The sequence below is a fragment of the Paraburkholderia sp. Tr-20389 genome (assembly GCF_017104565.1).
Classification (GTDB): Bacteria; Pseudomonadota; Gammaproteobacteria; order Burkholderiales; family Burkholderiaceae; genus Paraburkholderia.
On record NZ_JAAGPD010000038.1, the window covers coordinates 60,233 to 82,754 of the forward strand.

Sequence of the window (22,522 nt, forward strand, 5' to 3'; positions counted from 1 at the left end):
TGCATAAGCAGTGCGGACAGCGGGTATGGAACAGCGACGGCGGACATCGGGCGCTCGATGCCGCGCTGCACGGAGCGCGCCGGTTGCCGCCCAGAGCCGAAGTGAACTCAGTTCGGCGCCGCGATGGCGGCCGGCGCGTTCATATTACCGCTATCTCCGTGGACCCGCTCGACGTGCGGTTTGGCCCACGAACCCGTGATCGAGTAATCGCGCGCGAATGCATGTTCGATCGAATGCGACAGCGCGAGATCGCCGATCAGCGCAGCGAGCCCCAGCAGCGGATTGATCACGGCCGCCACGACGACGCCCGTGCCCGCGCTGACAGTCGGCACGATATGCACGTTCAGGTTCTGCGTTTCGTGGGCCAGATCGACGGTGCCTTTCATTTCGGCGCGCGCGGGCGCCGTCACCATCTCGAAGTTGTTCGTGGAGCCGATGCCGTTCACCACCAGCGCGGTGCCCGTCACGTGCTCGAACGGCAGGCCTTCGCCGATCACGTCGCGGAAGTTCATCGATGCATAGCGCGCGAGGCTTTGCAGGCTCAGCACGCCAAGCAGCTTCGCGACGCCGGGATCGACCTTGAGGATCTGGCCGTGCCGCAGGTCGACGGCAAGATTGCCGTTGAGCGTCGGATAGTCCGGCTTGGTGGGGCCGCCGCGCCAGCCGAGCTTGCCCGACAGCGAGCCTTCGCCCGCCTTGAGCGTGCGCGGCAGGCCGGCGCGCTCGAGCAGCAGGCCGGCGTCCTTGATATCCAGCTTGAAATCGAGTTCGGTGCTGCGCTCGGCTTCGTCGTCCTGGCTCGGACCATAGTTGCGGCCCGTGCGCCAGTTCGCCGTCGCCTTCAGCACGGCGGCCGGGTTGTTGATTTCGAGCGAATCGAGTTGCCAGACGGGCGTGCCGTTGTCCTCGAAGTTGTGTGCGCTGACTTCGAGCTTGCCGAAATTGCGCTCGCGTACGATCAGTTCGTTGACGACGAGATCGATCGACGGAATGTTCTGCGCCGGCTGGTTGATCGCGGGGCCGAGCAGATCGTTTTCAGTGGCGGACGGAATCACGAGCCGCGCGAGCCGCGCCTGCAGCGTGCCCGGCGAACCCGGCTGCGCCCCAGGCAGCCACGACACGTGACCCGACACCTGGTTCGACGCGATGTTCGCCTGCCACTGCTTGTCGATGTGCGATGCGCCGACCACCACGCTTTCCCAGTGACGCTTGAGCAGCGTCAGTGTGCCGATGTGGATCGCGAAGCGGTTCGGCAGGAACTGCGCGGCCGTCGCGCTGGGCGGCACGGGCGCGACACCTTCATTGGCCTTGCGCATCTGCAGGAAGAGGGCGCGCCACGCATCGGCGTCGAGCGCATCAATGTCGACGGCGGCAATCACGCCTTCCGATGGCAGGTCGGTGGTCCGGTTCACGCCGATCGCGCCGCGCACGACTTCGGGCGGTTGGCCGGGCGTGCGCCGCAACAGATACGTCGCCGCGATCGGGCCGAAGGTGAGGTCGGCGCGTTGCAGGACGTCGCTGTTCGCGCTGTCGCCGCCGCCCGTGGTGGAGCCGCTGTTCGCGACCGCGCTGCCGCTGCTGCCGATGGTCGGTTGGAAGGTGAAAGCAAGCGGCATTGGCGTGCCGATGGGCTTGTTGAACGGCGCCGGGAAGTTGAGCGCGAGCCCCGTCAGGTCCGAATGAACGGCGACCTCCGGCAAGCCGCCCTTCGCGCCGTGCACGCTGATGTCATAGGGCGCGGTGCCGTTCATCCGCGTCAGCACCTGCGCGGGCAGGCCGCGCAGATTCAGGTCGCGCGCCGCGTCGACGGCGAAATGGCCGGACACGTCGAGCGCATAGGCGCCTTTCTGGTTCAGCCCGCCTTTGGCGTGGATGTCGCCGCCCATGAACTGTCCCGTCAGCCCGTCGATCTGCGCAGTATGGTCGGTGAAGCTGACCTTGCCGCGAAGTTGCGACAGCGGCGGCACGTTGTCCATCGCAAGCCGGTCGTTCTCGAACGCCAGCGAGCCCTCGACGGCCACGTGCGTCTTCGGCGGCGCGACGCCCGGCGGCGTGGGTGGATTGCGCGGTACCGTCAGCTTCAGCGCGAGCGCGGCGGGTCCGTCGACGTGCAGTTTTTCCGTCTGGTGTTTCGCCAGCCCGCCGAGCGCACTGTTGTTCACATAGTCGAGCATGTCGGCGAGCGGCCCATGTCCGTCGCCCGTAATCACGAGGCTCGATGCCCGGTTACCCATGTCGTCGATCTTGCCCGTCACCTTGCCGAGCGCGACGCCCTTGTAGTGCGCGCGGTCGACGTCGAAACGCAACAGCTTCTCTTTCAGCTGGAAGGTGCCGTCGATGCCGTCGAGCGCCGGCCACACGTTCGGTATGCCGTTCTTCATCGTGCGCGGCGGGTACGGCGACGGATCGAAGCGGCCGCCCTTGAACGGGGCGACGATCCTGAACACGCCCGCACTCGGGTCGCGCGAGTACGGGAATTTCTCGAGATTGCCGTGAATTTCGATCGTCGCGCCGTGCGACATGCCCGCCTGCAACCCGTGCGTCAGATAGATGCGCAGTCTTTCGCTGATGCTGGTCGGCAGGTAGCGTGTGATGCGCGTGACCTGCGCGCGCTCGAAGTCGGCTTTCAGATCGAGCGAGCCGCGCCCGCTGCCGACGTTCGAATAGCTGGCCGTCGCCCGCGCGGCCGTGTCCGCGTTCGATACCTTCAGTTCCGATACATCGACCTTGAACGCCTTGTGCCGCTGACCGGGTTCTATGGTCGACGCGATCGTCCACGCGCCCTTGCCGCTCAGGTGATCGAATGTGAGGCGCGGATCGTCGAATACGCCGGGCAGCGTGAGCGCGGCGTTGGACGTGTCGATGGCGATGGTGCCGTGTTTTTCGTCGGCATCGACGCTGCCCCACAGATTCTCCACGCCCGGAATGCCCGCGCGCGGGTGATTGCGCGCCGTCAGCCCCGGCGGCGGTTCCTGCGCGGCGACGCTGATGCCTTGCAGGTCGGCCTTGAAGCGATAGCGGACGATCGGCTCCGCGCCCGGCTCGCGATGTTCCGTGGCCGCTTCGCCCGAATCCGGCTTGCCACGTTCGACTTCGATCGTGTAGTTCGCCACGAGTCCGCGCGGGTTGAAGCGCACGAGGCCGTTGAGCAGCCGCTTCGGCAGCGGCAGCGCGCGGCTGAACTCGGCGAGGATGCCAAGATCGACGCGGTCGCCCGAGATGCTGATCAACTGGCCATGCTGCACGCTCGGCATCCGGTAGCGGCTAGACAGCGTGTGCAGCGCGAGAATGCGTGCGACGGGCGTGCCGTCGTCGAGCGGCGGCTGGCCGAGTTCGGCGCGCAGATCGTTGAGATCGAGCGTCCACTCGTCGCCGTCGTGCGCGACGGCCCACGAAAACTGCGCGACGGGCACATCCAGCTTCGGCTGCGTCGGCTTCACGCGCAGCGCGATGTTGTTGCCCGACGACTCGCCCGACGCCGAGCGCACGCGGCCTTGCGAAAACTGCAGCCAGATCTTGTTGGCGACGCGGCCCGCATAGGTTTCAATCGGGAAGTCCATGTAGCGGGCGAGCATCGGGAGATCCACGGAGCCCGTCGAGATATAGGCTTCGCCCGTCCAGTTGACCGGCTTGCCCATTGCCGCGAGGCGCGCGTGACGGAAGTACGCGCGGAAGTCGAGCGGCCCGAACAGCACCTTGCCATCGGGCGGCGCCTGCAGCGCGAGCCGGTGATCGTAGCCGTCGCTCAGAATGGCGAGGCGGATGTTCTGCAGCGCGATTTCGGGCGCGTCGCGTCGCGCGTCGTGCCAGCGCAGCGTGCCGCCGCGCAGGACCATGGCCTGCTGACGCAGCAGCCAGGTGCTGAACGTGTCGTTGCCCGAGTGGGTGGTCGGCACCATCACGCCCGCGACGGTCAGCGAGCCGTCCGTTTCGCGCTCGATCAGCAGGTCCGGCTTGTCGACGATCACGCTCGACAGGATGGGCGCGAGCTTCCAGATGGACGACCACGACACCGTTGCGCTCGCATGCGGAATGGTCAGCGCGGCCTTGCCTTCGCGGTTGGTGATGGTGACGTCGGTGACTTCGAGGCCCGGCTGGAAGCCCGTCCAGTGGGGCGCGATCTTGCCGATCCTGAGTTGTGCGTGAATTTTTTCGGAGACGGCCGACTCGATTTGCGGACGGAACGAATCGACGCGCGGCAGCACGACATAGCGCAAGCCGAGTACGGCCAGCACGACGACGAAGTACAGGAACAGCGCGATGCCGAGCAGGACGCGCAGCGTGTGACGCAGCACTGCATGATCGCTTCCGCCTACGGGCTTGACGCGTCCGGCTTCGGTCGGGTCGGCGGATGAGTTTCGCTCGGACATGCTGCGACGGGGTGGGCGTATGGTAGTTTTGCGGTCTAACGACGAAATGTATCACACGGGCCCGCCGCCACGAACCTATGGTCCGGCCTGTGTGCACAAGGCCACACGGGGTGTCGGCAGCATGCGCGAGCATCGGCTGCGATGGCCCGAAGCAGTATTCAAGCAACGAGCGAGCCAGATCTTTGATGACCGAACCATCTCTGTTGAGTTCCAGCTATTCGCACTACGCGTCCCGTGCCTATGCGGCACAGCCCGATCTGGCGTCCCGTGTGGCGGCGCTGGCGGCGGCGCCCATCACCCGCGAGCGCATCGACGAACGGCTCGATGCATTGTTGAATGCGTTGCGCGCGACGCCCGAGGCGCCCCTTTCCGAAGACGCACTGAAGAAGGCGCTGCGCCAGCTTCGCGCGGAAGTGTTCTGCGCGGTGATGGAGCGCGACCTGTCCCGTGCCGCCGACGTCGCGGAAGTGACGGGCACGATGACCGACCTGGCGGAAGCGACGGTCCAGCGCGCGATGGCCGTGGTCTCCGCCGATCTCGAAGCGCTGTATGGCGAGCCGCGCGGCTCGCAGGGCGAACGGCTGTCGCTGGGCGTGGTCGGCATGGGCAAGCTGGGCGGCCGCGAGCTGAACGTGTCGTCGGACATCGACCTGATCTTCGTCTATGAGGACGATGGCGAAACGACGGGCGGCCAGCGTTCGTCCATCGCGACACAAGATTTCTTCACGCGGCTCGGCAAGCGGCTGATCGCGGCGCTCGCCGAAGTCACGGCGGACGGCTACGTGTTTCGAGTCGACATGCGGCTGCGGCCGAACGGCGACTCGGGGCCGCTCGTGTGCAGTCTCGGCATGCTCGAAGAATATTTCTACGTGCAGGGCCGCGAGTGGGAGCGTTATGCGTGGATCAAAGGCAGGCTCGTCTCCGAGCACGCCACCGATTCGGCGCGGCGCCTGTCGAAGCAGCTCGACGCGATCGTGAAGCCGTTCATCTACCGGCGCTATCTGGACTTCGGTGTGATCAGCGCGATCCGCTCGCTGCATCTGCAGATTCGCCAGGAAGCGCAGCGGCGCGCATCGATGCGCCCGGACAAGGCCGACGACATCAAGCTCGGCCGCGGCGGCATCCGCGAGATCGAATTCAGCGCGCAGGTGTTCCAGTTGATCCGCGGCGGCCAGGACGCCGGTTTCCGCGTGCGGCCGACGCTCGCCGTACTGCGCCACGCGGCCGCGCGCGGGCTTGTTTCGCCCGGCGTGTGCGCGGATCTGACCAGCGCGTATCTGTTCCTGCGCGATCTCGAACACCGTCTGCAATATCGAAACGACGCGCAGACCCATGCGATGCCCGTCGATCCCGCCGAGCGCGCGCATCTCGCGCAGGCGATGGGCTTCGACGACTACGCGTCGCTGATGGCGAAGCTCGAAACGCACCGCGAACTCGTCGAGCAGCAGTTCGACCAGATCTTCGCCGACAAGGTGAGCGGGCAGGGCGGCTGTGGCGCGCGCGAAGACGGCGCGGCCGTGTGGGTGTGGAGCAGTGCGCTCGCCGACGACAGCGCCGACGACGCGCTGGCCGCGCGGCTCGTCGAACTGGGTGTCGAACGCCCCGCTGATCTGCTCGCGCGCCTGAAGGCCGTGTGGCACTCGTCGCGCTATGCGGGTCTCGCGGAAAGCAGCCGCCAGCGCTTCGACATCGTCGCGCAGCGCGCGCTCGAGGCCGCGCATACGCTGGAACCTGCCGAGCGGCGCGGCGATATTCTCGTGCGCCTGTTCGATCTGCTCGAAGCCATCGGGCGGCGCGGCGCCTATCTTGCACTGCTGACCGAGTACCCGCAGGCGCTGCATCGCGTGCTGTCGGTGCTCGGCGCGTCGCGCTGGGCGGCGGGTTATCTGATCCGCCATCCGCAACTGCTCGACGAACTGCTCGACGACGAAGCGATGGCCAGTCCGTTCGACTGGCCGGAGTTCAAGCGCACGCTGCGCGCGCGGCTCGCGGCGGCCGACGGCGTCGAGCATCAGATGGATCTGCTGCGGCACGCGCACCAGGCGGAAGTATTCCGCATTCTGCTGATCGACCTGGCCGGCAAGCTGAGCGTCGAGCATGTCAGCGACCGGCTGTCCGAACTCGCCGATGCCGTGCTCGACGTGACGGTCGAAGCCGTCTGGAATCAGCTCGCGAAGCGCCATCGCGAGGTGCCGCGCTTTGCGGTCATCGCGTACGGCAAGCTGGGCGGAAAGGAACTCGGCTATGCGTCGGACCTCGATCTGATCTTCCTTTACGAGGACGCCGACGACAACGCATCCGACATCTACGCAACCTTCACGCGGCGGCTGATCACGTGGCTCACGACGGCGACGGGCGCGGGCACGCTGTTCGACGTCGACCTGCGGCTGCGGCCGAACGGCGAGTCGGGCCTGCTCGTGACCGATCTCGACGCGTTTCGCCGCTACCAGTTGCGTGAGGGCGATGCGGCCAATACGGCGTGGGTCTGGGAGCATCAGGCGCTGACGCGGGCGCGCTACTGTGCCGGCGATCCCGCCATCGGCGCGCAGTTCGAGGCGATCCGCGAGCAGGTGCTGACGACGCCGCGCGAAGCGGCCACACTGTCCGCCGAGATCGTCGACATGCGCCGGCGCGTCGAAGACGGCCACCCGAACCGGACCGAACTGTTCGACCTCAAGCACGACCGCGGCGGCATGGTCGATATCGAGTTTGCCGTGCAGTACTGGGTGCTGCTGCACGCGGCGCGCGATCCTGAACTGATCCGCAACACGGGCAATATCGCGCTGCTGCGCGAGGTGTCGCGCTTCGGGCTGATGAGCGGCGAGGAGGCGGATACGGTGGGCGCAGCTTACCGGACCTATCGGAAGCTGCAGCACAAGCTGCGGCTGGACGGCATGGAGAAGGCGCGGGTCGAGCCGCAGACGGTCGAGAAAGAGCGTGAAGCCGTGCTGCGTCTGTGGCGGCGCGTGTTCGGATGACGCTGCATGAAGCGCGCGGGACGGGCTTGCTGTCCGTCCTGCGCGCTGGTTGAGCGCTTGGGCGCTACGCCGCCCTCAGCATTTCCTTCGCGTGCTTGCGCGTGGTGGCCGTGATCTCCAGGCCGCCCAGCATGCGCGCGACTTCCTCGATACGGCTCGACTTGTCCAGCGAAGTCACCGTGCTGATCGTGCCGCCCTTGCCGTTGCCGCTCTTCGCGACCTGGAAATGCTGATCGCCGCGCGCGGCGACTTGCGGCAAGTGGGTCACGCACAGCACCTGGCGTTGTTCGCCGAGTTGATGCAACAGGCGGCCGACCACTTCCGCCACCCCACCGCCGATGCCCGTGTCCACTTCGTCGAAGATGAGCGTCGGCGTCGGGCTGGCGGCGCTCGCGATCACCGAGAGCGCGAGGCTGATACGCGCGAGTTCGCCGCCCGAGGCCACTTTTGCGAGCGGCCGCAGCGGCACGCCGGCATGTCCGGCGACGCGGAATTCGATCTGCTCCATCCCGTGCGCGCCGCCTTCGGGCAGCGGGACGAGCGCGACCTCGAAGCTGCCGCCCACCATCGACAGTTCCTGCATGCCCGTCGTGACGGCCGCGCCGAGCGCTTTCGCGGCTTTCGCGCGTGCCTTGGACAGCACCTTCGCTTCGGCCGCGTAGACTTCTTTCGCTTTGGCTTCCGCGGTGCGCAATGCGTCGAGGTCGGCGGCGGCGTCGAGCTTCGCGAGCTGCTCGCGGCGCTCCTGATGTTCTTGCGGCAAGGTTTCCGGTTGCAGCCGGAACTTGCGAGCGGCCGAATGCAGCGCTTCGAGGCGTCGTTCGACCTGCGCGAGGCGGTCGGGATCGAGTTCGAGCCGCTGTGCGTAATGGCTCAGCGAATACGAGGCTTCCTGCAGCTGGATTTCGGCCGGTTCGAGTGCAGCGAGCGCGTCGTTCAGCTCGGGATCGATCTCGGCGAGGTCGCGCAGCTTCGAGATGATCGAAGACAAATGGCCGAGCATCGCCTCGTCCGATTCGGACAGCGCAGACAGCGCACCCTGCACGCCGTCGATCAGATTCGCCGAGTGCGACAGCCGCCGGTGTTCCGTGTTGACTTCTTCCCACTCGCCGGGCTGTGGCGACAGCTTGTCGAGTTCCGCCAGCTGCCACGCCAGGCGCTCGCGTTCGAGTTGCAGCTCGCGGTCCTTGCTCTGTGCGGTTTCGACCGCTTGCACGGCCTCGCGCCAGGCGCGCCAGGCGCGGTTGACGGCGGCCGTCGTGTCGAGCAGGCCGGCGTGCGTGTCGAACAGTTCGCGCTGCGCGTCAGGACGCATCAACAGCTGATGGGCGTGCTGGCCATGAATATCGACGAGCATCTCGCCGACTTCGCGCAGTTGCGTGAGCGTCGCCGCCGTGCCGTTGATGAACGCGCGCGAGCGGCCGTTGGCATCGACCACGCGGCGCAGCATCACGATGTTGCCGTGCTCCGTTTCGTCGGCGGCCAGCGCCTGTTCGTCGAGCCATGCATCGACGATCGGGTGCGTGTCGAACTCGGCCGTGATGTCGGCGCGCGCCTCGCCCGTGCGCACGATGCTCGCATCGGCGCGCGAGCCGAGCGCCAGCGCGAGCGCGTCGATGAGAATGGATTTGCCGGCGCCCGTTTCGCCGGAGAAGACCGTAAAGCCGCTGTCGAATTCGAGGTCGAGCGCGGCGACGATGACGAAGTCGCGTATCGAAAGGTGGCGGAGCATGGCTCGTGTGTCTGGCGTGGCGTGCGTGAGTTGGTCTGATCTGTTGCGGTGACGCTCGGCTTTGCCGACTGGCTGCGCCGCCTGCGTTCGGTTTGCGTTCAGTTGTCCGGGTCGTCTTCGTGCGACGGGTACTCGTTCCAGTGCAGCTTCTTGCGCAGCGTCGCGTAGTAGCTGTAGCCGACGGGATGCAGGAAAGGCACCGTATGGCGCGAGCGGCGCACGTCGATCGTGTCGTTCAGTTCCAGCGCGGTGAACGACTGCATGTCGAAGTTCACGTTGACGTCGCGGCCCGAAATGATCTGGATGCTGACCTTCGAGTCGTCGGGTATCACGATAGGCCGGTTCGACAGCGCATGCGGTGCGATCGGCACGAGCACGAGGCCCTGCAACTGCGGATGCAGGATGGGCCCTTGCGACGACAGCGAGTAGGCCGTCGAGCCCGTCGGCGTCGCGACGATCAGTCCGTCCGATCGCTGGTTGTACATGAAGCGCCCGTCCACGGATACACGCAGTTCCGCCATGCCCGAAAAACCCGAACGGTTCACGACGACGTCGTTGAACGCGAGCGCGTGGTAGATCGGCTGGCCGTCGCGCATGATCCGCGATTCCAGCAGCGAGCGCTCTTCCCGTTCGAAGCTGCCCGACAGCATCTGCGGAATGATTTCCCGCATGTCGGAGAACGGGATGTCGGTGATGAAGCCGAGCCGACCATGGTTGATGCCGATCAGCGGAGTCTTGTACGGCGCCAGTTGCCGGCCGATGCCCAGCATCGTGCCGTCGCCGCCGAGCACGATCGCCACGTCCGCGCGTGCGCCGATTTCCGCCGGCCGCAGTGCGGGCCAGCGCGAGACGCCGATTTCCTGCGCAGTTTCCGCCTCGAACGCGATCTCGAAGCCCAGCTTTTCGATGCACGTGGCGAGCGCGGTCAGCGGTTCCCCGATGCCCGGCGTATTGCTGCGCCCGACGAGCGCAACGGTCTTGAACTGGCTGTTAGCTTGCATGCCGGCATTACACCATAGGTGCGACCTGAAAAGAACCGTCGGCGGCGGCGGCGCGCCGGCCGGGGCGGATGCCCGGCTGCCGCGTGACGCCGGCCAGCCTTCGCCCGATTATCGTTAGAATGGTGAAGTCCTCATGACAGACGTGACGACTGTCTGGGTCAGGGCGATGCGGTTCGTGCGCGGGCGGGGTGCCGCGCAGGGCGCGTCGGGCGGCGAGGCCGCCTGGCAGCGCACCGCCGCGCGCTCGTCGCCATGTGGTGGTTACGCTAAAATTTTTCGCCATGCTAGATCCTCGCGCACAAACCCTCCTCAAAACGCTGATCGAGCGGTATATCGCCGAAGGTCAGCCGGTCGGCTCGCGCACGCTGTCGCGGTACTCCGGGCTCGAACTCAGCCCGGCGACGATCCGCAACGTGATGTCCGATCTGGAGGAACTGGGGCTCGTCATCAGTCCGCATACGTCGGCGGGGCGCATTCCCACGCCGCGAGGCTACCGGCTGTTCGTCGACACGATGCTGACCGTCGAGCCTTCCGCCGACGAGGACGCCGTGATGCGCGCGGTCAAAACCACGCTGCAGCCCGGCGAGCCGCAGAAGGTGGTAGCGGCGGCCGCGAGCGTGCTGTCCAACCTGTCGCAGTTCGCGGGCGTGATACTGACGCCGCGCCGCAGTCACGTGTTCAAGCAGATCGAATTCCTGCGCCTGTCCGACAAGCGCATCCTGCTGATCATCGTGACGCCGGAAGGGGATGTGCAGAACCGGATCATGGCGACGCAGCGCGACTTCACGCCGTCGCAGCTGGTCGAGGCGTCCAATTACATCAACGCGCACTTTGCGGGGCTGTCGTTCGATGAAGTGCGCCGGCGTCTGCGCGGGGAAATCGACGAACTGCGCGGCGACATGACGACGCTGATGCACGCGGCCGTCACCGCGAGCACGGACGTCACGGACACGGGCGAAACCGTGCTGATTTCCGGCGAACGCAATCTGCTCGAAGTGGCCGACCTTTCGTCGGACATGGCACGGCTGCGTAAGCTCTTCGATGTATTCGATCAAAAGACAAGCCTCCTTCAGTTGCTCGACGTGTCGAGTCACGCGCAAGGCGTGCAGATCTTCATTGGCGGCGAGTCGAACCTCGTTCCCATCGAGGAAATGAGCGTGGTGACGGCGCCGTACGAAGTGAACGGCAAGATTGTCGGCACGCTCGGCGTGATTGGCCCGACGCGCATGGCGTACAACCGCGTGATTCCCATCGTCGACATCACCGCGCGCCTGCTTTCGATGACCCTCAGCCAGCAGTAACCCAGCCGTTACCGGGAAGCTGCGCGAACGCCGCGATGACGTTCATCATGCGCGGCGTTTTTCGCCGTGCCAATTGGCCGAATGGCCAGGTATCGCCGGCAGAGCGCGCCGCTATAATGAGCTTTCAGTCCATTACGTGCCGCGCCTGTGCGCGGCTCTTGTCTTTTGCCTATGCGCTTCGATCTCGAGCGGCCCTTGCAGTCTGCTACGGCACATCGCGTCGCCGTGTTGCTGATCAACCTCGGCACGCCCGATGCGCCGACGCCTCGTGCCGTGCGGCGCTACCTCGCGGAGTTTCTGTCCGATCCGCGCGTGGTCGAGATTCCGTCGTTCGTATGGCAAGTCATCCTGCGTCTGTTCATCCTGCCGTTTCGCGGCGTGGCCTCGGCGAAGAAGTACGCGTCGGTGTGGATGCCGGAAGGCTCGCCGTTGCGCGTGCATACGCAAAAGCAGGTCGAGGGGCTGCGGCATCTGCTGCATCTGAACGACTACACGGTGATCGTCGAATACGCGATGCGCTACGGCACGCCCGACATTCCCGCCATGCTGAACCAGCTGAAGCTGGCGGGCGCCGAGCGCATCCTGCTGATGCCGATGTACCCGCAGTATTCGGCGTCGACGACGGCCACTGCGTTCGACGCGGCGTTCGTGGCGCTCAAGCGGATGCGCAATCAGCCGGAAATCCGTACCGTGCGCCAGTACGCGGATCATCCCGCGTACATTGCGGCGCTCGCGGCGCAGGTGAATCACTATTGGCATGCGCACGGCCGTCCCGACTTCGCGGCGGGCGACAAGCTCGTGTTGAGTTTTCACGGCGTGCCCAAGCGCACGCTCGACCTGGGCGATCCGTATCACGACCAATGTCAGCAGACGGCGTCGCTGTTGATGCATGCGCTCGGGCTGACGTCCGTCGAATGCCGCGTGACGTTTCAGTCGCGTTTCGGCAAGGCCGAGTGGCTTCAGCCCTATACGGCGCCGACACTCAAGGAATTGGGTGCGGCGGGCGTGCATCGCGCGGACGTGTTCTGCCCGGGCTTCACGGCGGACTGTCTGGAGACCATCGAGGAAATCGGCATGGAAGTGCGCGACGAATTCGTTCATGCCGGCGGGAAGGTTTTTCACGCGATTCCATGCCTGAACGCGGCGCCCGCATGGATCGCGGCGCTTGGCGAAATCGTCGCGCAGCATCTGCAGGGCTGGCCGGTTCAGGCAGCGACGCCGCAAAGCGCGTCTGTGGCTTGAATTCGCGTATCCGGCATGCAATCTGCATCCGTGTGACGGCGCGTGTCATGGCTCAAGGCTTCTGGGAACAGTTGAAGAAGGACTGATGAACTACAAGATTTCTACCGAACCGGGCGCTCGCTTGCGCATCGACAAATGGCTGTGGGCGGCGCGCTTTTTCAAAACACGTTCGCTGGCAGCGGATGCCGTCGAGAAGGGCCGCGTGCGGATCGGCGGTGCGACGATGAAGCCGGCCAAGGAAGTGCGGGTCGGCGATCTCGTCGAGATCGACATCGAGCGGATCGTGTGGCAGGTCGAGGTGCTCGGCGTGTGCGACGTGCGCGGGCCGGCGAGCGTCGCGCAGACCCTTTACGCGGAAACGGACGAAGGCAGGCAGAAGCGCCTAATGGAGAACGAGCGGCGCAAGACCCATCGCGAGCCGGCCGCCAGCATGCATGGACGGCCGACAAAACGCGACAGGCGCGTTATCGACAAAATTTCCAGTGGGGGTTGAACAGCTCTTCAATGGTCGCGTGAACGCCGCCGTATTCGGTCGTGTGTTCGTTGACTACCCCGGACATGCAGATGGTCGTGGTGCCCGCGACGAGTACCAAGGCGACCACCGATATAGCGAAGGTCAGTTTCACGGTACTCCCCTCGGAGATGACAAGCGGAAACGGGCTATTAAGCTGGTGGTAAGGCTGGCGTCAGGTTAGGGTTAACGTGCCTTTTCGGACGCTCAGGTTGAGTTTAGGACACTCGCGAAGCGCACTCAATCTCAATATGATGTCGCGCTCGAAATGCTTGTTACGCCAGATTTCCGGGCCCCTGCGAGGTGCAAAAAGCATCGGCGGAAGCCTTGAAATACGGCGTGTGCACCCTTACTTGCACCGTTGATGCGCGGCCGGCATGTTGTATCGGCACCACGCCCAGCGGGCGAGTCCCATTAAACTGCCGCCGTTTCTTGGCCTTCATTTTTTGAATTTCAGCGACATGGAAAACACGCAAGAGAATCCGACGAGCCAGAACCCCACGCCCGCCGACGAAGCCGCGCGCCAGGCCGCAGAGGCCGCATCGGGCGAGCCGCAGGGTCAGGCGCAGCAGCCGGCAGCGGCTGCAGGCGAACAACCGGCACAGGCACAACCGGCAGGCGCCGACGCCGCACTGGCCGAAGCACAGGCCAAGGTGGCCGAACTGCAGGAAAGCTTCCTGCGCGCCAAGGCCGAGACGGAAAACGTCCGCCGCCGTGGTCAGGAAGACGTCGCGAAGGCGCACAAATTCGCGATCGAAAGCTTTGCCGAACATCTGCTGCCCGTCATGGACAGCCTCGAAGCGGCAGTCACGCACTCCAGCGACGACCTCGCCAAGGTTCGCGAAGGTGTCGAACTCACGCTGCGCCAACTGACGGGCGCGCTGGAAAAGGGCAAGGTGGTCGCGCTGAATCCGGTCGGCGAAAAATTCGATCCGCACCGCCACCAGGCCATTTCGATGGTTCCGGCGGATCAGGAGCCGAACACGGTCGTCGCCGTGCTGCAAAAGGGCTATGTGATTGCCGACCGCGTGCTGCGTCCGGCGCTCGTCACGGTCGCAGCGCCGAAGTAAGCGGCACTGCCCGGTCATGGCCGCGATCCCCGTCGACAGTGCCGCATTCGCGGCCTTCGACATGCAGGAACTCACGGCGGATACCTTCGACGCCGGCCTCCAGTCGGCGGGCGACGATCTCGCAGTGGTGTTCTTCTGGGGGCTCGACTGCTTCAACTGCGAAATCGCGAAGAAGGCGATGCTCGCGCAGCCGGACGCAATCCGCGCGCTCGGCCTGCGCTGGTTTCACGGCAACGTTTATGAACATCGCGATCTCGGCCGGCGCTTCACGCTGCACGGCGTGCCGACATGGTTCTTCTTCCACCGTGGAAAGCGGCTGGGGCGAGCGACGGGCTGGCATGGGCTGGTGCAATTCGAGGCAGCCGTCGCCGCGGCTCGTGAGAAAATCCGCGCGGCCGGCGCCGGGGCAGACTTCGGGGCCGGATCGGGCAGCGGCAAAGCCGATTGAAAAAATTTAATGACCGCATCGCATAAGGGGTCTTGAAAACGATGCGGCTGCACTTATGTTGGGTGCAGGATGAATTTCAGGGGCGGGGCGCCCGGTGGCCGGAACGGCCAGCCAGCGATGCCCGCAGCGATCAAAGTCAGGAGATTAGTAAAAATGGGCAAAATCATCGGCATCGACCTCGGCACCACCAATTCGTGCGTGGCGCTGATGGAAGGCAATCAGGTCAAGGTGATCGAGAACTCGGAAGGTGCTCGCACCACGCCGTCGATCATCGCCTACATGGACGACAACGAAGTCCTCGTCGGCGCGCCCGCGAAGCGTCAGTCGGTCACGAACCCGAAGAATACGCTGTACGCGGTCAAGCGCCTGATCGGCCGCCGCTTCGAAGAAAAGGAAGTACAGAAGGACATCGGCCTGATGCCGTACAAGATCGTCAAGCACGATAACGGCGACGCATGGGTCGAAGCGCACGGCAACAAGCTCGCGCCGTCGCAGGTGTCGGCGGAAGTGCTCCGCAAGATGAAGAAGACGGCTGAAGACTACCTCGGCGAGCCGGTCACGGAAGCTGTGATCACGGTGCCGGCGTACTTCAACGACAGCCAGCGTCAAGCCACGAAGGACGCAGGCCGCATCGCCGGTCTGGAAGTCAAGCGCATCATCAACGAACCGACGGCGGCTGCGCTCGCGTTTGGTCTGGACAAGGCCGAAAAGGGCGACCGCAAGATCGCGGTGTTCGACCTGGGCGGCGGCACGTTCGACATTTCGATCATCGAAATCGCGGACGTGGACGGCGAAATGCAGTTCGAAGTGCTGTCGACCAACGGCGATACGTTCCTCGGCGGTGAAGATTTCGACCAGCGCATCATCGACTACATCATCGGCGAGTTCAAGAAGGAGCAGGGCGTCGATCTGTCGAAGGACGTGCTCGCGCTGCAACGCCTGAAGGAAGCGGCTGAAAAGGCGAAGATCGAACTGTCGTCGGGTCAGCAGACCGAAATCAACCTGCCGTACATCACGGCTGACGCATCGGGTCCGAAGCACTTGAACCTGAAGATCACGCGCGCCAAGCTGGAAGCGCTGGTCGAAGACCTGATCGAGCGCACCATCGAGCCGTGCCGCATCGCGATCAAGGACGCAGGCGTGAAGGTCGGTGAAATCGACGACGTGATTCTCGTCGGCGGCCAGACGCGTATGCCGAAGGTGCAGGAGAAGGTGAAGGAGTTCTTCGGCAAGGAGCCGCGCCGTGACGTGAACCCGGACGAAGCCGTTGCTGTCGGCGCGGCGATCCAGGGCCAGGTGCTGTCGGGCGACCGCAAGGACGTGCTGCTGCTGGACGTGACGCCGCTGTCGCTGGGCATCGAAACGCTCGGCGGCGTGATGACGAAGATGATCAACAAGAACACCACGATCCCGACGAAGCACGCTCAGGTGTATTCGACGGCGGACGACAACCAGTCGGCCGTGACGATCAAGGTGTTCCAGGGCGAGCGCGAAATGGCAGCGGGCAACAAGCTGCTGGGCGAATTCAACCTGGAAGGCATTCCGCCGTCGCCGCGCGGCGTGCCGCAGATCGAAGTGACCTTCGACATCGACGCGAACGGCATTCTGCACGTCGGCGCGAAGGACAAGGCGACGGGCAAGGAAAACCGCATCACGATCAAGGCGAACTCGGGTCTGTCCGAAGCCGAAATCGAGAAGATGGTGAAGGACGCGGAAGCGAACGCGGAAGAAGATCACAAGCTGCGTGAACTGGCGGATGCCCGCAACCAGGGCGACGCGCTGGTCCACAGCACGAAGAAGGCCCTCACCGAATACGGCGACAAGCTGGAAGCGGGCGAGAAGGAAAAGATCGAAGCTGCGTTGAAGGATCTTGAAGACACGCTGAAGAACAGCTCGAGCGACAAGGCTGCCATCGAAGCGAAGATCGAGACGGTTGCAACGGCGTCGCAGAAGCTCGGCGAAAAGATGTACGCGGACATGCAGGCGCAAGGTGCAGCGGGCGCGGCCGGCGCAGCGGGGGCAGCAGGCGCCGAAGCGGCTGGCGCGAGCCAGCAGCAGGCCGACGATGTCGTCGACGCCGAGTTCAAGGAAGTGAAGAAGGACTAAGCCGGGTTCTGTTCGACCGCAAGGCTGCGCATGGAGACGTGCGCAGCCCGGCTGCAAAAGGTTGCGCCTGATCTTTTCGGGCGATTGAACCGATCACGCGCCTGGCGAGCCTTTTTGGCTCTCCGGGCACATTTGTTTTATGGAGGGCAGGGCTTTTGACCCGTAATTGCGGGCAAGGTCCGGGCCTTACGAGTCGCGAGACTCCAGCATTCAAGAGGAGCCGCCGCGCCGCATCGCGCGGATGGCGTTGAACCGATATGGCGAAACGGGATTACTACGAGGTTCTGGGCGTCGCGAAGAACGCGGGCGACGACGAAATCAAGAAGGCTTATCGCAAGCTCGCGATGAAGTACCACCCCGACCGCAATCCGGGCAACAAGGATGCGGAAGAGCATTTCAAAGAGGTGAAGGAAGCCTATGAAATGCTGTCGGACTCGCAAAAGCGTGCCGCGTACGACCAGTACGGCCACGCAGGCGTCGATCCGAACATGGCGGGTGCGGGCGCGCAGGGTTTCGGCGGTTTCGCCGACGCATTCGGCGATATTTTCGGCGACATCTTCGGCCAGGCGGCGGCAGGTGGACGTGGCGGCCGTGGCGGTCCTCAGGTCTATCGCGGCGCCGATCTGCGCTACAGCATGGAAATCACGCTCGAGCAGGCCGCGCATGGCTACGACACGCAGATCCGCGTGCCGAGCTGGGTGTCGTGTGAAATCTGCCACGGCTCTGGCGCGAAGCCGGGTACGAAACCGGAAACCTGTCCGACCTGTAACGGCTCGGGCGCAGTGCGTATGTCGCAAGGTTTCTTCAGCATCCAGCAGACGTGTCCGAAGTGTCATGGCACGGGCACCTACATTCCCGAGCCTTGCACGCACTGCCATGGCGCAGGCAAGACCAAGGAAACCAAGACGCTGGAAGTGAAGATTCCGGCAGGCATCGACGACGGCATGCGTATCCGTTCGGCCGGCAACGGCGAGCCGGGTATCAATGGCGGTCCGTCGGGCGACCTGTACGTCGAGATTCACATCAAGGCGCACGCGGTGTTCGAGCGCGACGGCGACGATCTGCATTGCCAGATGCCGATTCCGTTCACCAAGGCGGCGTTGGGCGGAGAGATCGAAGTGCCGACGCTCGCGGGCCGCGCCAGCTTCACCGTGCCGGAAGGCACGCAGTCGGGCAAGACGTTCCGTCTGCGCGGCAAGGGCATCAAGGGTCTGCGTTCGAGTATCGCCGGCGACCTCTACGTGCATGTGCAGGTGGAAACGCCCGTCAAGCTCACGGATTCACAGCGTGATCTGCTGCAGCAGTTCGAAAAGTCGCTGGTCGAAGGCGGCGCGCGTCATAGCCCGCAGAGCAAGAGCTGGTTCGACCGCGTCAAGAGCTTTTTCGACTAACGCATTCTGAAGTTGGCGGTATGCATGGCGGCTCAAGCGACAGGCGGCGTGTTCGCGTTGCTGGACGACTGCGACTCGACCTCGAGTCGCCGGTCGAGCCGGTTATACACGGGCTTTCGGCACGAGCACGTCTGCACTGACCGAGCGCAGCTGGATGCCGTGTGCGATGCGGCTTCGGCCGATGTCGACAGCGGTCTTTTCGCGGTCGTGCTGGCCGACTACGAGTTCGGACAGGCTTTGCAACAGGAAACGCAGCGTGCCGGTGGCACGCTGCGTTTTTTGTTGTTCGAACAGTGTCAGAAGATGTCGCGCGACGAAGTCGACACCTGGCTTGCACTCTACGACAGCGCGGCGGTCGAGCCGTCGGTGGCGGGCATCGGCGGCATTCAGGCGAGCGTCGACGAAACCGCGTTCACGCGGGCCATCGACGCCGTCCACGAGGCGCTCCGTGCGGGCGACTCCTATCAGATCAACTACACCTACCGGCTGTACTTCGACGTGTTCGGTACGCCGGCCGCACTTTTCAGGCGGCTGCGCGCGCGGCAGTCGGTTCATTACGGCGCACTGATTGCGCTGCCGGGCGACCGCTGGGTCGTGTCGTGTTCGCCGGAACTGTTCGTCGAGAAGAAGGGCGCTTCGTTGCGCACGCGCCCGATGAAGGGTACGGCGCCGCGCGCGTCGAACGCGGAGCAGGACCGTGCGGCGGCCGAATTCCTCGCCCACGATCCAAAGAACCGCGCGGAAAACGTGATGATCGTCGATCTGCTGCGCAACGACCTTTCGCGGATCGCCGAAACGGGCACGGTGAAAACGCCGGCGCTCTTTTCCGTCGAGCCGTATCAGTCGGTGTGGCAGATGACGTCGACGGTGACGGCGACGCTGCGCCCGCGCACATCGTTCGCTGACGTTCTGCGCGCGCTCTTTCCCTGCGGCTCGATTACGGGCGCGCCGAAGCACAAGACCATGCAGCTGATCGAACAACTCGAATCCACGCCGCGCGGCTTGTACACGGGTGCAATCGGCTGGCTCGACGCACCGCCCGATTTTGGCGAAGCGGTCGGCAAGCAGTGCGAGGACTTCTGTCTGTCGGTGGCGATTCGCACGCTGACGCTCGGTGCCGCGACGCCGTTCGCGCCCCGGCGCGGCGAAATGGGCATCGGCGCGGGCATCGTGCTCGACAGCGTGGCGCAAGACGAATACGCGGAGTGCAAATTGAAAGCACGTTTCCTGACGGAAGCCGACCCCGGCTTCCAGCTATTCGAAACGATGTACGCGACGCGCGAGGGTGGCGTGCGGCATCTCGAACGCCATCTGGCGCGGCTTGGTCAAAGTGCACGCTGGCTGGGTTTCGCATTCGCTGACAACAGCGTGCGCGCACAACTCGCCGCGCAATGCGCGACGCTGCGCAACGAAACCCCGCACCGGATGCGGCTCACACTGGACAAGGCAGGTGCGACGGAAATCACGTTTGCGCCGCTCGTACCGCTGACAGAAGAGGTGGTCGGCGTACTGCTGGGCCCGGATCATGGGTTCGCGACGATGCAGGCAGCCGATCCGCTGCTGCTACACAAGACCACGCGCCGCGCGGAATACGATCGCGGCTGGCGCGAAGCCGAATCGCGCGATGCGTTCGACACGTTGTTCTTCAACGAGCGCGGCGAGTTGACCGAGGGCGGGCGATCGAATGTTTTCGTGAAGCTGGACGGACGCTGGTGGACGCCGCCATTGTCGTCGGGCGTGCTACCGGGCGTGATGCGTGGCGTGCTGCTCGACGATCCCGACATGCAGGCAGGCGAGCGTGTGTTGACGCGGAACGATGTGTTGAATGCGCAAGCGCTGATGCTCTGCAATGCGCTGCGTGGCGCGATGCCGGCGCGGATTATTGTTTGAAGGATTGAACCGGCAGCGCGAGGGCGGAAGGGCCCTGCATCAGGCGTGATGCCGATGAAGCAGGCGCCCGATCCACGCGCCCAGCCGCGCATGCCAGGTGGCGTCGTGTTCGCGGGCGCGGTGCGCATGGTCACGAATGCTCGTGACGTCGATCAGGCAAAAGGGGCTCATGGTCGTCTCTCCGTCGATGCGCGGCTCGCGCGCTGAAAGGAGAACGAAGATAGACGACGCCGATTACAGGGCGAACCGGACCCGTCTGAAAGATGTGTGATCGACCGAACGAAGCCTGAGCCGCAGCCGAAAACAAATGAAAAGCGGCGCTCGAAAGCGCCGCCAGGCCTGAATCAGAACGTGTGCTCCGGTCCAGGGAAGGTGCCGTCCTTGACGGCCCGCACATAGGCTTCGACGGCGGCGAGAATACTCGGCTGTCCTTGCATGAAATCCTTCACGAAGCGCGGACGCTTGCCGGGAAAAATGCCCAGCATGTCGTGCAGCACGAGCACCTGACCCGAGCAGTCGACACCCGCGCCGATGCCGATCGTCGGAATGCGCAACTGCTTCGTGACCTCGGCGGCCAGCAGCGTCGGCATCGCTTCCATCACCAGCAGTTGCGCGCCCGCGTCCTGCATCGCGCGCGAGTCGCGCAGCAGTTGGGCCGCGCCCGATTCCGTCTTGCCCTGCACCTTGAAGCCGCCGAAAGCGTGCACCGATTGCGGCGTGAGTCCGACGTGCGCGCAGACGGGCACCGAGCGCTCGACCAGAAAGCGCACCGTATCCGCGAGCCATTCGCCGCCTTCGAGCTTGATCATCTGCGCGCCTGCCTGCATCAGCTTGACGGCGTTCGCGTACGCATCGGCGGGCGTGCCGTACGTGCCGAAGGGCATGTCGGCGACGATCAGCGCCGACGGCTTGGCACGTGCGACGCAGGCCGTGTGATACGCGATTTCGTCGAGTGTGACGGGCAGCGTGGTGCTCTGTCCTTGCAACACATTGCCGAGCGAGTCGCCGATCAGCAGCGAATCGACGCCCGCGCGATCGAGCAGCGCCGCGAAGCTCGCGTCGTAGCAGGTAAGCATCGCGATCTTTTCGCCGGCGTCGCGCATCGCCAGCAGTTTCGGGACGGTGACGGCGCTGCGGCTCGTCTCCTGCAAGTAGGTCATGGGAAGTCCATTGGTAATGCGGCTACACGCTACAGCCAGATGCTATAGCGTGCCGCCTTTGACAAAGAATTCCTTGCGCCCGCGCATCGTTTCGATGCGTTCGACGAGCAAAGCAAGGTCCGCGTCGGATTCGAGCGGGTTCAGGTGTTCGGCGCTGACCGTGAGAACGGACGCGCCGTCATAGTGATAGAAGAAATCGTTGTACGCGTCGCACAGAGAACGCAGGTATGCATCCGAAATCTGCAGTTCCATCGGCACCGCGCGCTTCTGGATGCGCGAGAACAGAACTTCGGGGCTCGCCTGCAGATAGACGACCAGATCCGGCGACGGACCCGGCGTATCGAGCTTGGCCGCGAGCGCGCGGTATAGCTGGTACTCGTCGTCGTCCAGCGTCAGACGCGCGAAGATATCGTTCTTCTGCGTCATGAAATCGGTGATGAGCGGAGTGCCAGCCGTGCGCAGCGCGGCGATGTCCTGCGTCTGCTGCGCGCGCTGCAACGCGAAGCTCAGTTGCGTGGGCAACGCATGACGCGACGTGTCGCGATAGAAGCGTTCGAGAAACGGATTGTCCTGCGGGCGCTCGAACAGTTCGTGCATCGACCAGCGCTGCGCAAGCCGGCGCGCAAGCGAGGTCTTGCCGACACCGATCGGCCCTTCGATCGTCAGATACCCATGTGGCGGACGCAGATCGGGCGCCGTCACGGTGAGCGGCGGGGCGGTCATCGGCAGCGAACTCATCGGCAGCCGCCTTTGGGCGCGTCGTCCCTGTCGTCTGCCATGCCGATCGAGCCGGTTGCGGCGCTCGCGTTGGGTGCGAGGCACTGGCAGGTGGACTTCATCTTCTCGATGCGCTGATCGGCGACACCTGCGAGAAACGCATCGGCGCGGCCGCGTTGCGGAATGATCAGCGCCGGTTCGATTTCGACAAGCGGCACAAGCACGAACGCGCGCTCCGTCATACGCGGATGCGGCACGATCAGATCGGGTTCGTCGATGGCGTGTTCGCCGTACAGCAGAATGTCGAGATCGAGCGTGCGCGGCGCGTTGCGAAAGGGACGCTCCCGGCCGAAGTGATGCTCGATCTTGTGGCACAGCGCGAGCAGATGCCGCACGGGCATCGAGGTGTCGAGCTTGACGACGAGATTCAGATAGTCGTCGCCGCCCGCGTCGATCGGGGCAGTTCGATAAAGGCTCGATTTCGCGAGCACGGTGATGGTGTGCTGTTGTGCGAGGCACACCACCGCGTCTTTCAGGGTCTGGCGCGCGTCCCCGAGATTCGCGCCGAGGCCGAGATAGGCAACCGTCATGGCATAACTTCCTGC

16 protein-coding genes are annotated in these 22,522 nt (G+C 64.7%); 10 read left to right on the forward strand and 6 right to left on the reverse strand.

What is annotated here, in order from left to right; all coding sequences use genetic code 11:
* Positions 1-107 precede the first annotated feature (107 nt).
* The gene (locus tag G3N95_RS28920) at positions 108-4,370 is read right to left on the reverse strand and encodes an AsmA-like C-terminal region-containing protein (protein ID WP_205973515.1); all 4,263 of its coding nucleotides are present in this window, start codon (positions 4,368-4,370) and stop codon (positions 108-110) included.
* Between the two features lie 185 nt (positions 4,371-4,555).
* Between G3N95_RS28920 and glnE the strand changes: the two genes are divergently transcribed.
* Entirely contained in the window at positions 4,556-7,348 is a 2,793-nt protein-coding gene (gene glnE / locus G3N95_RS28925; RefSeq protein WP_205973516.1) for a bifunctional [glutamate--ammonia ligase]-adenylyl-L-tyrosine phosphorylase/[glutamate--ammonia-ligase] adenylyltransferase, read from the forward strand.
* A 64-nt stretch (positions 7,349-7,412) separates the two neighbouring features.
* Here glnE and recN read toward each other — a convergent pair whose 3' ends face one another.
* Positions 7,413-9,080 (reverse strand): DNA repair protein RecN, encoded by a 1,668-nt coding sequence (recN, locus tag G3N95_RS28930; RefSeq protein WP_205973517.1) that lies wholly within the window; start codon positions 9,078-9,080, stop codon positions 7,413-7,415.
* 98 nt (positions 9,081-9,178) lie between these two features.
* Positions 9,179-10,081 carry an NAD kinase gene (locus G3N95_RS28935; protein ID WP_205973518.1) on the reverse strand — a complete coding sequence of 301 codons (903 nt, stop codon included), beginning with the start codon at positions 10,079-10,081 and terminating at the stop codon, positions 9,179-9,181.
* A 281-nt stretch (positions 10,082-10,362) separates the two neighbouring features.
* Here G3N95_RS28935 and hrcA point away from each other — a divergent pair, with 281 nt between their 5' ends.
* The 9 genes from hrcA (at position 10,363) to G3N95_RS28980 (ending at position 20,247) form a co-directional block, all read left to right on the forward strand.
* Positions 10,363-11,382, forward strand: a complete 1,020-nt coding sequence (gene hrcA / locus G3N95_RS28940) for a heat-inducible transcriptional repressor HrcA (protein ID WP_205973519.1) — start codon at positions 10,363-10,365, stop codon at positions 11,380-11,382.
* A gap of 171 nt (positions 11,383-11,553) precedes the next feature.
* Positions 11,554-12,624 carry a ferrochelatase gene (gene hemH, locus G3N95_RS28945; protein ID WP_205973520.1) on the forward strand — a complete coding sequence of 357 codons (1,071 nt, stop codon included), beginning with the start codon at positions 11,554-11,556 and terminating at the stop codon, positions 12,622-12,624.
* 85 nt (positions 12,625-12,709) lie between these two features.
* On the forward strand, positions 12,710-13,117 hold the full coding sequence (locus G3N95_RS28950; RefSeq protein ID WP_205973521.1) for an RNA-binding S4 domain-containing protein: 408 nt from the start codon (positions 12,710-12,712) through the stop codon (positions 13,115-13,117).
* A gap of 479 nt (positions 13,118-13,596) precedes the next feature.
* On the forward strand, positions 13,597-14,205 hold the full coding sequence (gene grpE, locus G3N95_RS28955; protein WP_205973522.1) for a nucleotide exchange factor GrpE: 609 nt from the start codon (positions 13,597-13,599) through the stop codon (positions 14,203-14,205).
* A gap of 16 nt (positions 14,206-14,221) precedes the next feature.
* Entirely contained in the window at positions 14,222-14,653 is a 432-nt protein-coding gene (locus G3N95_RS28960; RefSeq protein WP_205973523.1) for a thioredoxin family protein, read from the forward strand.
* Between the two features lie 153 nt (positions 14,654-14,806).
* Positions 14,807-16,759 carry a molecular chaperone DnaK gene (dnaK, locus tag G3N95_RS28965; protein ID WP_205973524.1) on the forward strand — a complete coding sequence of 651 codons (1,953 nt, stop codon included), beginning with the start codon at positions 14,807-14,809 and terminating at the stop codon, positions 16,757-16,759.
* A 257-nt stretch (positions 16,760-17,016) separates the two neighbouring features.
* On the forward strand, positions 17,017-18,150 hold the full coding sequence (dnaJ, locus tag G3N95_RS28970; protein ID WP_205973525.1) for a molecular chaperone DnaJ: 1,134 nt from the start codon (positions 17,017-17,019) through the stop codon (positions 18,148-18,150).
* Positions 18,151-18,174: 24 nt separating this feature from the next.
* The gene (gene pabB / locus G3N95_RS28975; protein ID WP_205973526.1) at positions 18,175-20,040 is read left to right on the forward strand and encodes an aminodeoxychorismate synthase component I; all 1,866 of its coding nucleotides are present in this window, start codon (positions 18,175-18,177) and stop codon (positions 20,038-20,040) included.
* A 54-nt stretch (positions 20,041-20,094) separates the two neighbouring features.
* Complete coding sequence (locus G3N95_RS28980; protein ID WP_205973527.1) at positions 20,095-20,247, forward strand: hypothetical protein; 153 nt, start codon at positions 20,095-20,097, stop codon at positions 20,245-20,247.
* A 137-nt stretch (positions 20,248-20,384) separates the two neighbouring features.
* Here G3N95_RS28980 and panB read toward each other — a convergent pair whose 3' ends face one another.
* The 3 genes from panB to folK are packed head-to-tail and all read right to left on the reverse strand — an operon-like array spanning position 20,385 to position 22,507.
* A complete protein-coding gene (gene panB, locus G3N95_RS28985) occupies positions 20,385-21,200 on the reverse strand; it encodes a 3-methyl-2-oxobutanoate hydroxymethyltransferase (protein ID WP_205973528.1) in 816 nt (271 codons plus the stop codon).
* Positions 21,201-21,242: 42 nt separating this feature from the next.
* Positions 21,243-21,923, reverse strand: a complete 681-nt coding sequence (locus tag G3N95_RS28990) for a deoxynucleoside kinase (RefSeq protein ID WP_205973561.1) — start codon at positions 21,921-21,923, stop codon at positions 21,243-21,245.
* A gap of 11 nt (positions 21,924-21,934) precedes the next feature.
* Entirely contained in the window at positions 21,935-22,507 is a 573-nt protein-coding gene (gene folK / locus G3N95_RS28995; RefSeq protein WP_205973529.1) for a 2-amino-4-hydroxy-6-hydroxymethyldihydropteridine diphosphokinase, read from the reverse strand.
* Positions 22,508-22,522 lie beyond the last annotated feature (15 nt).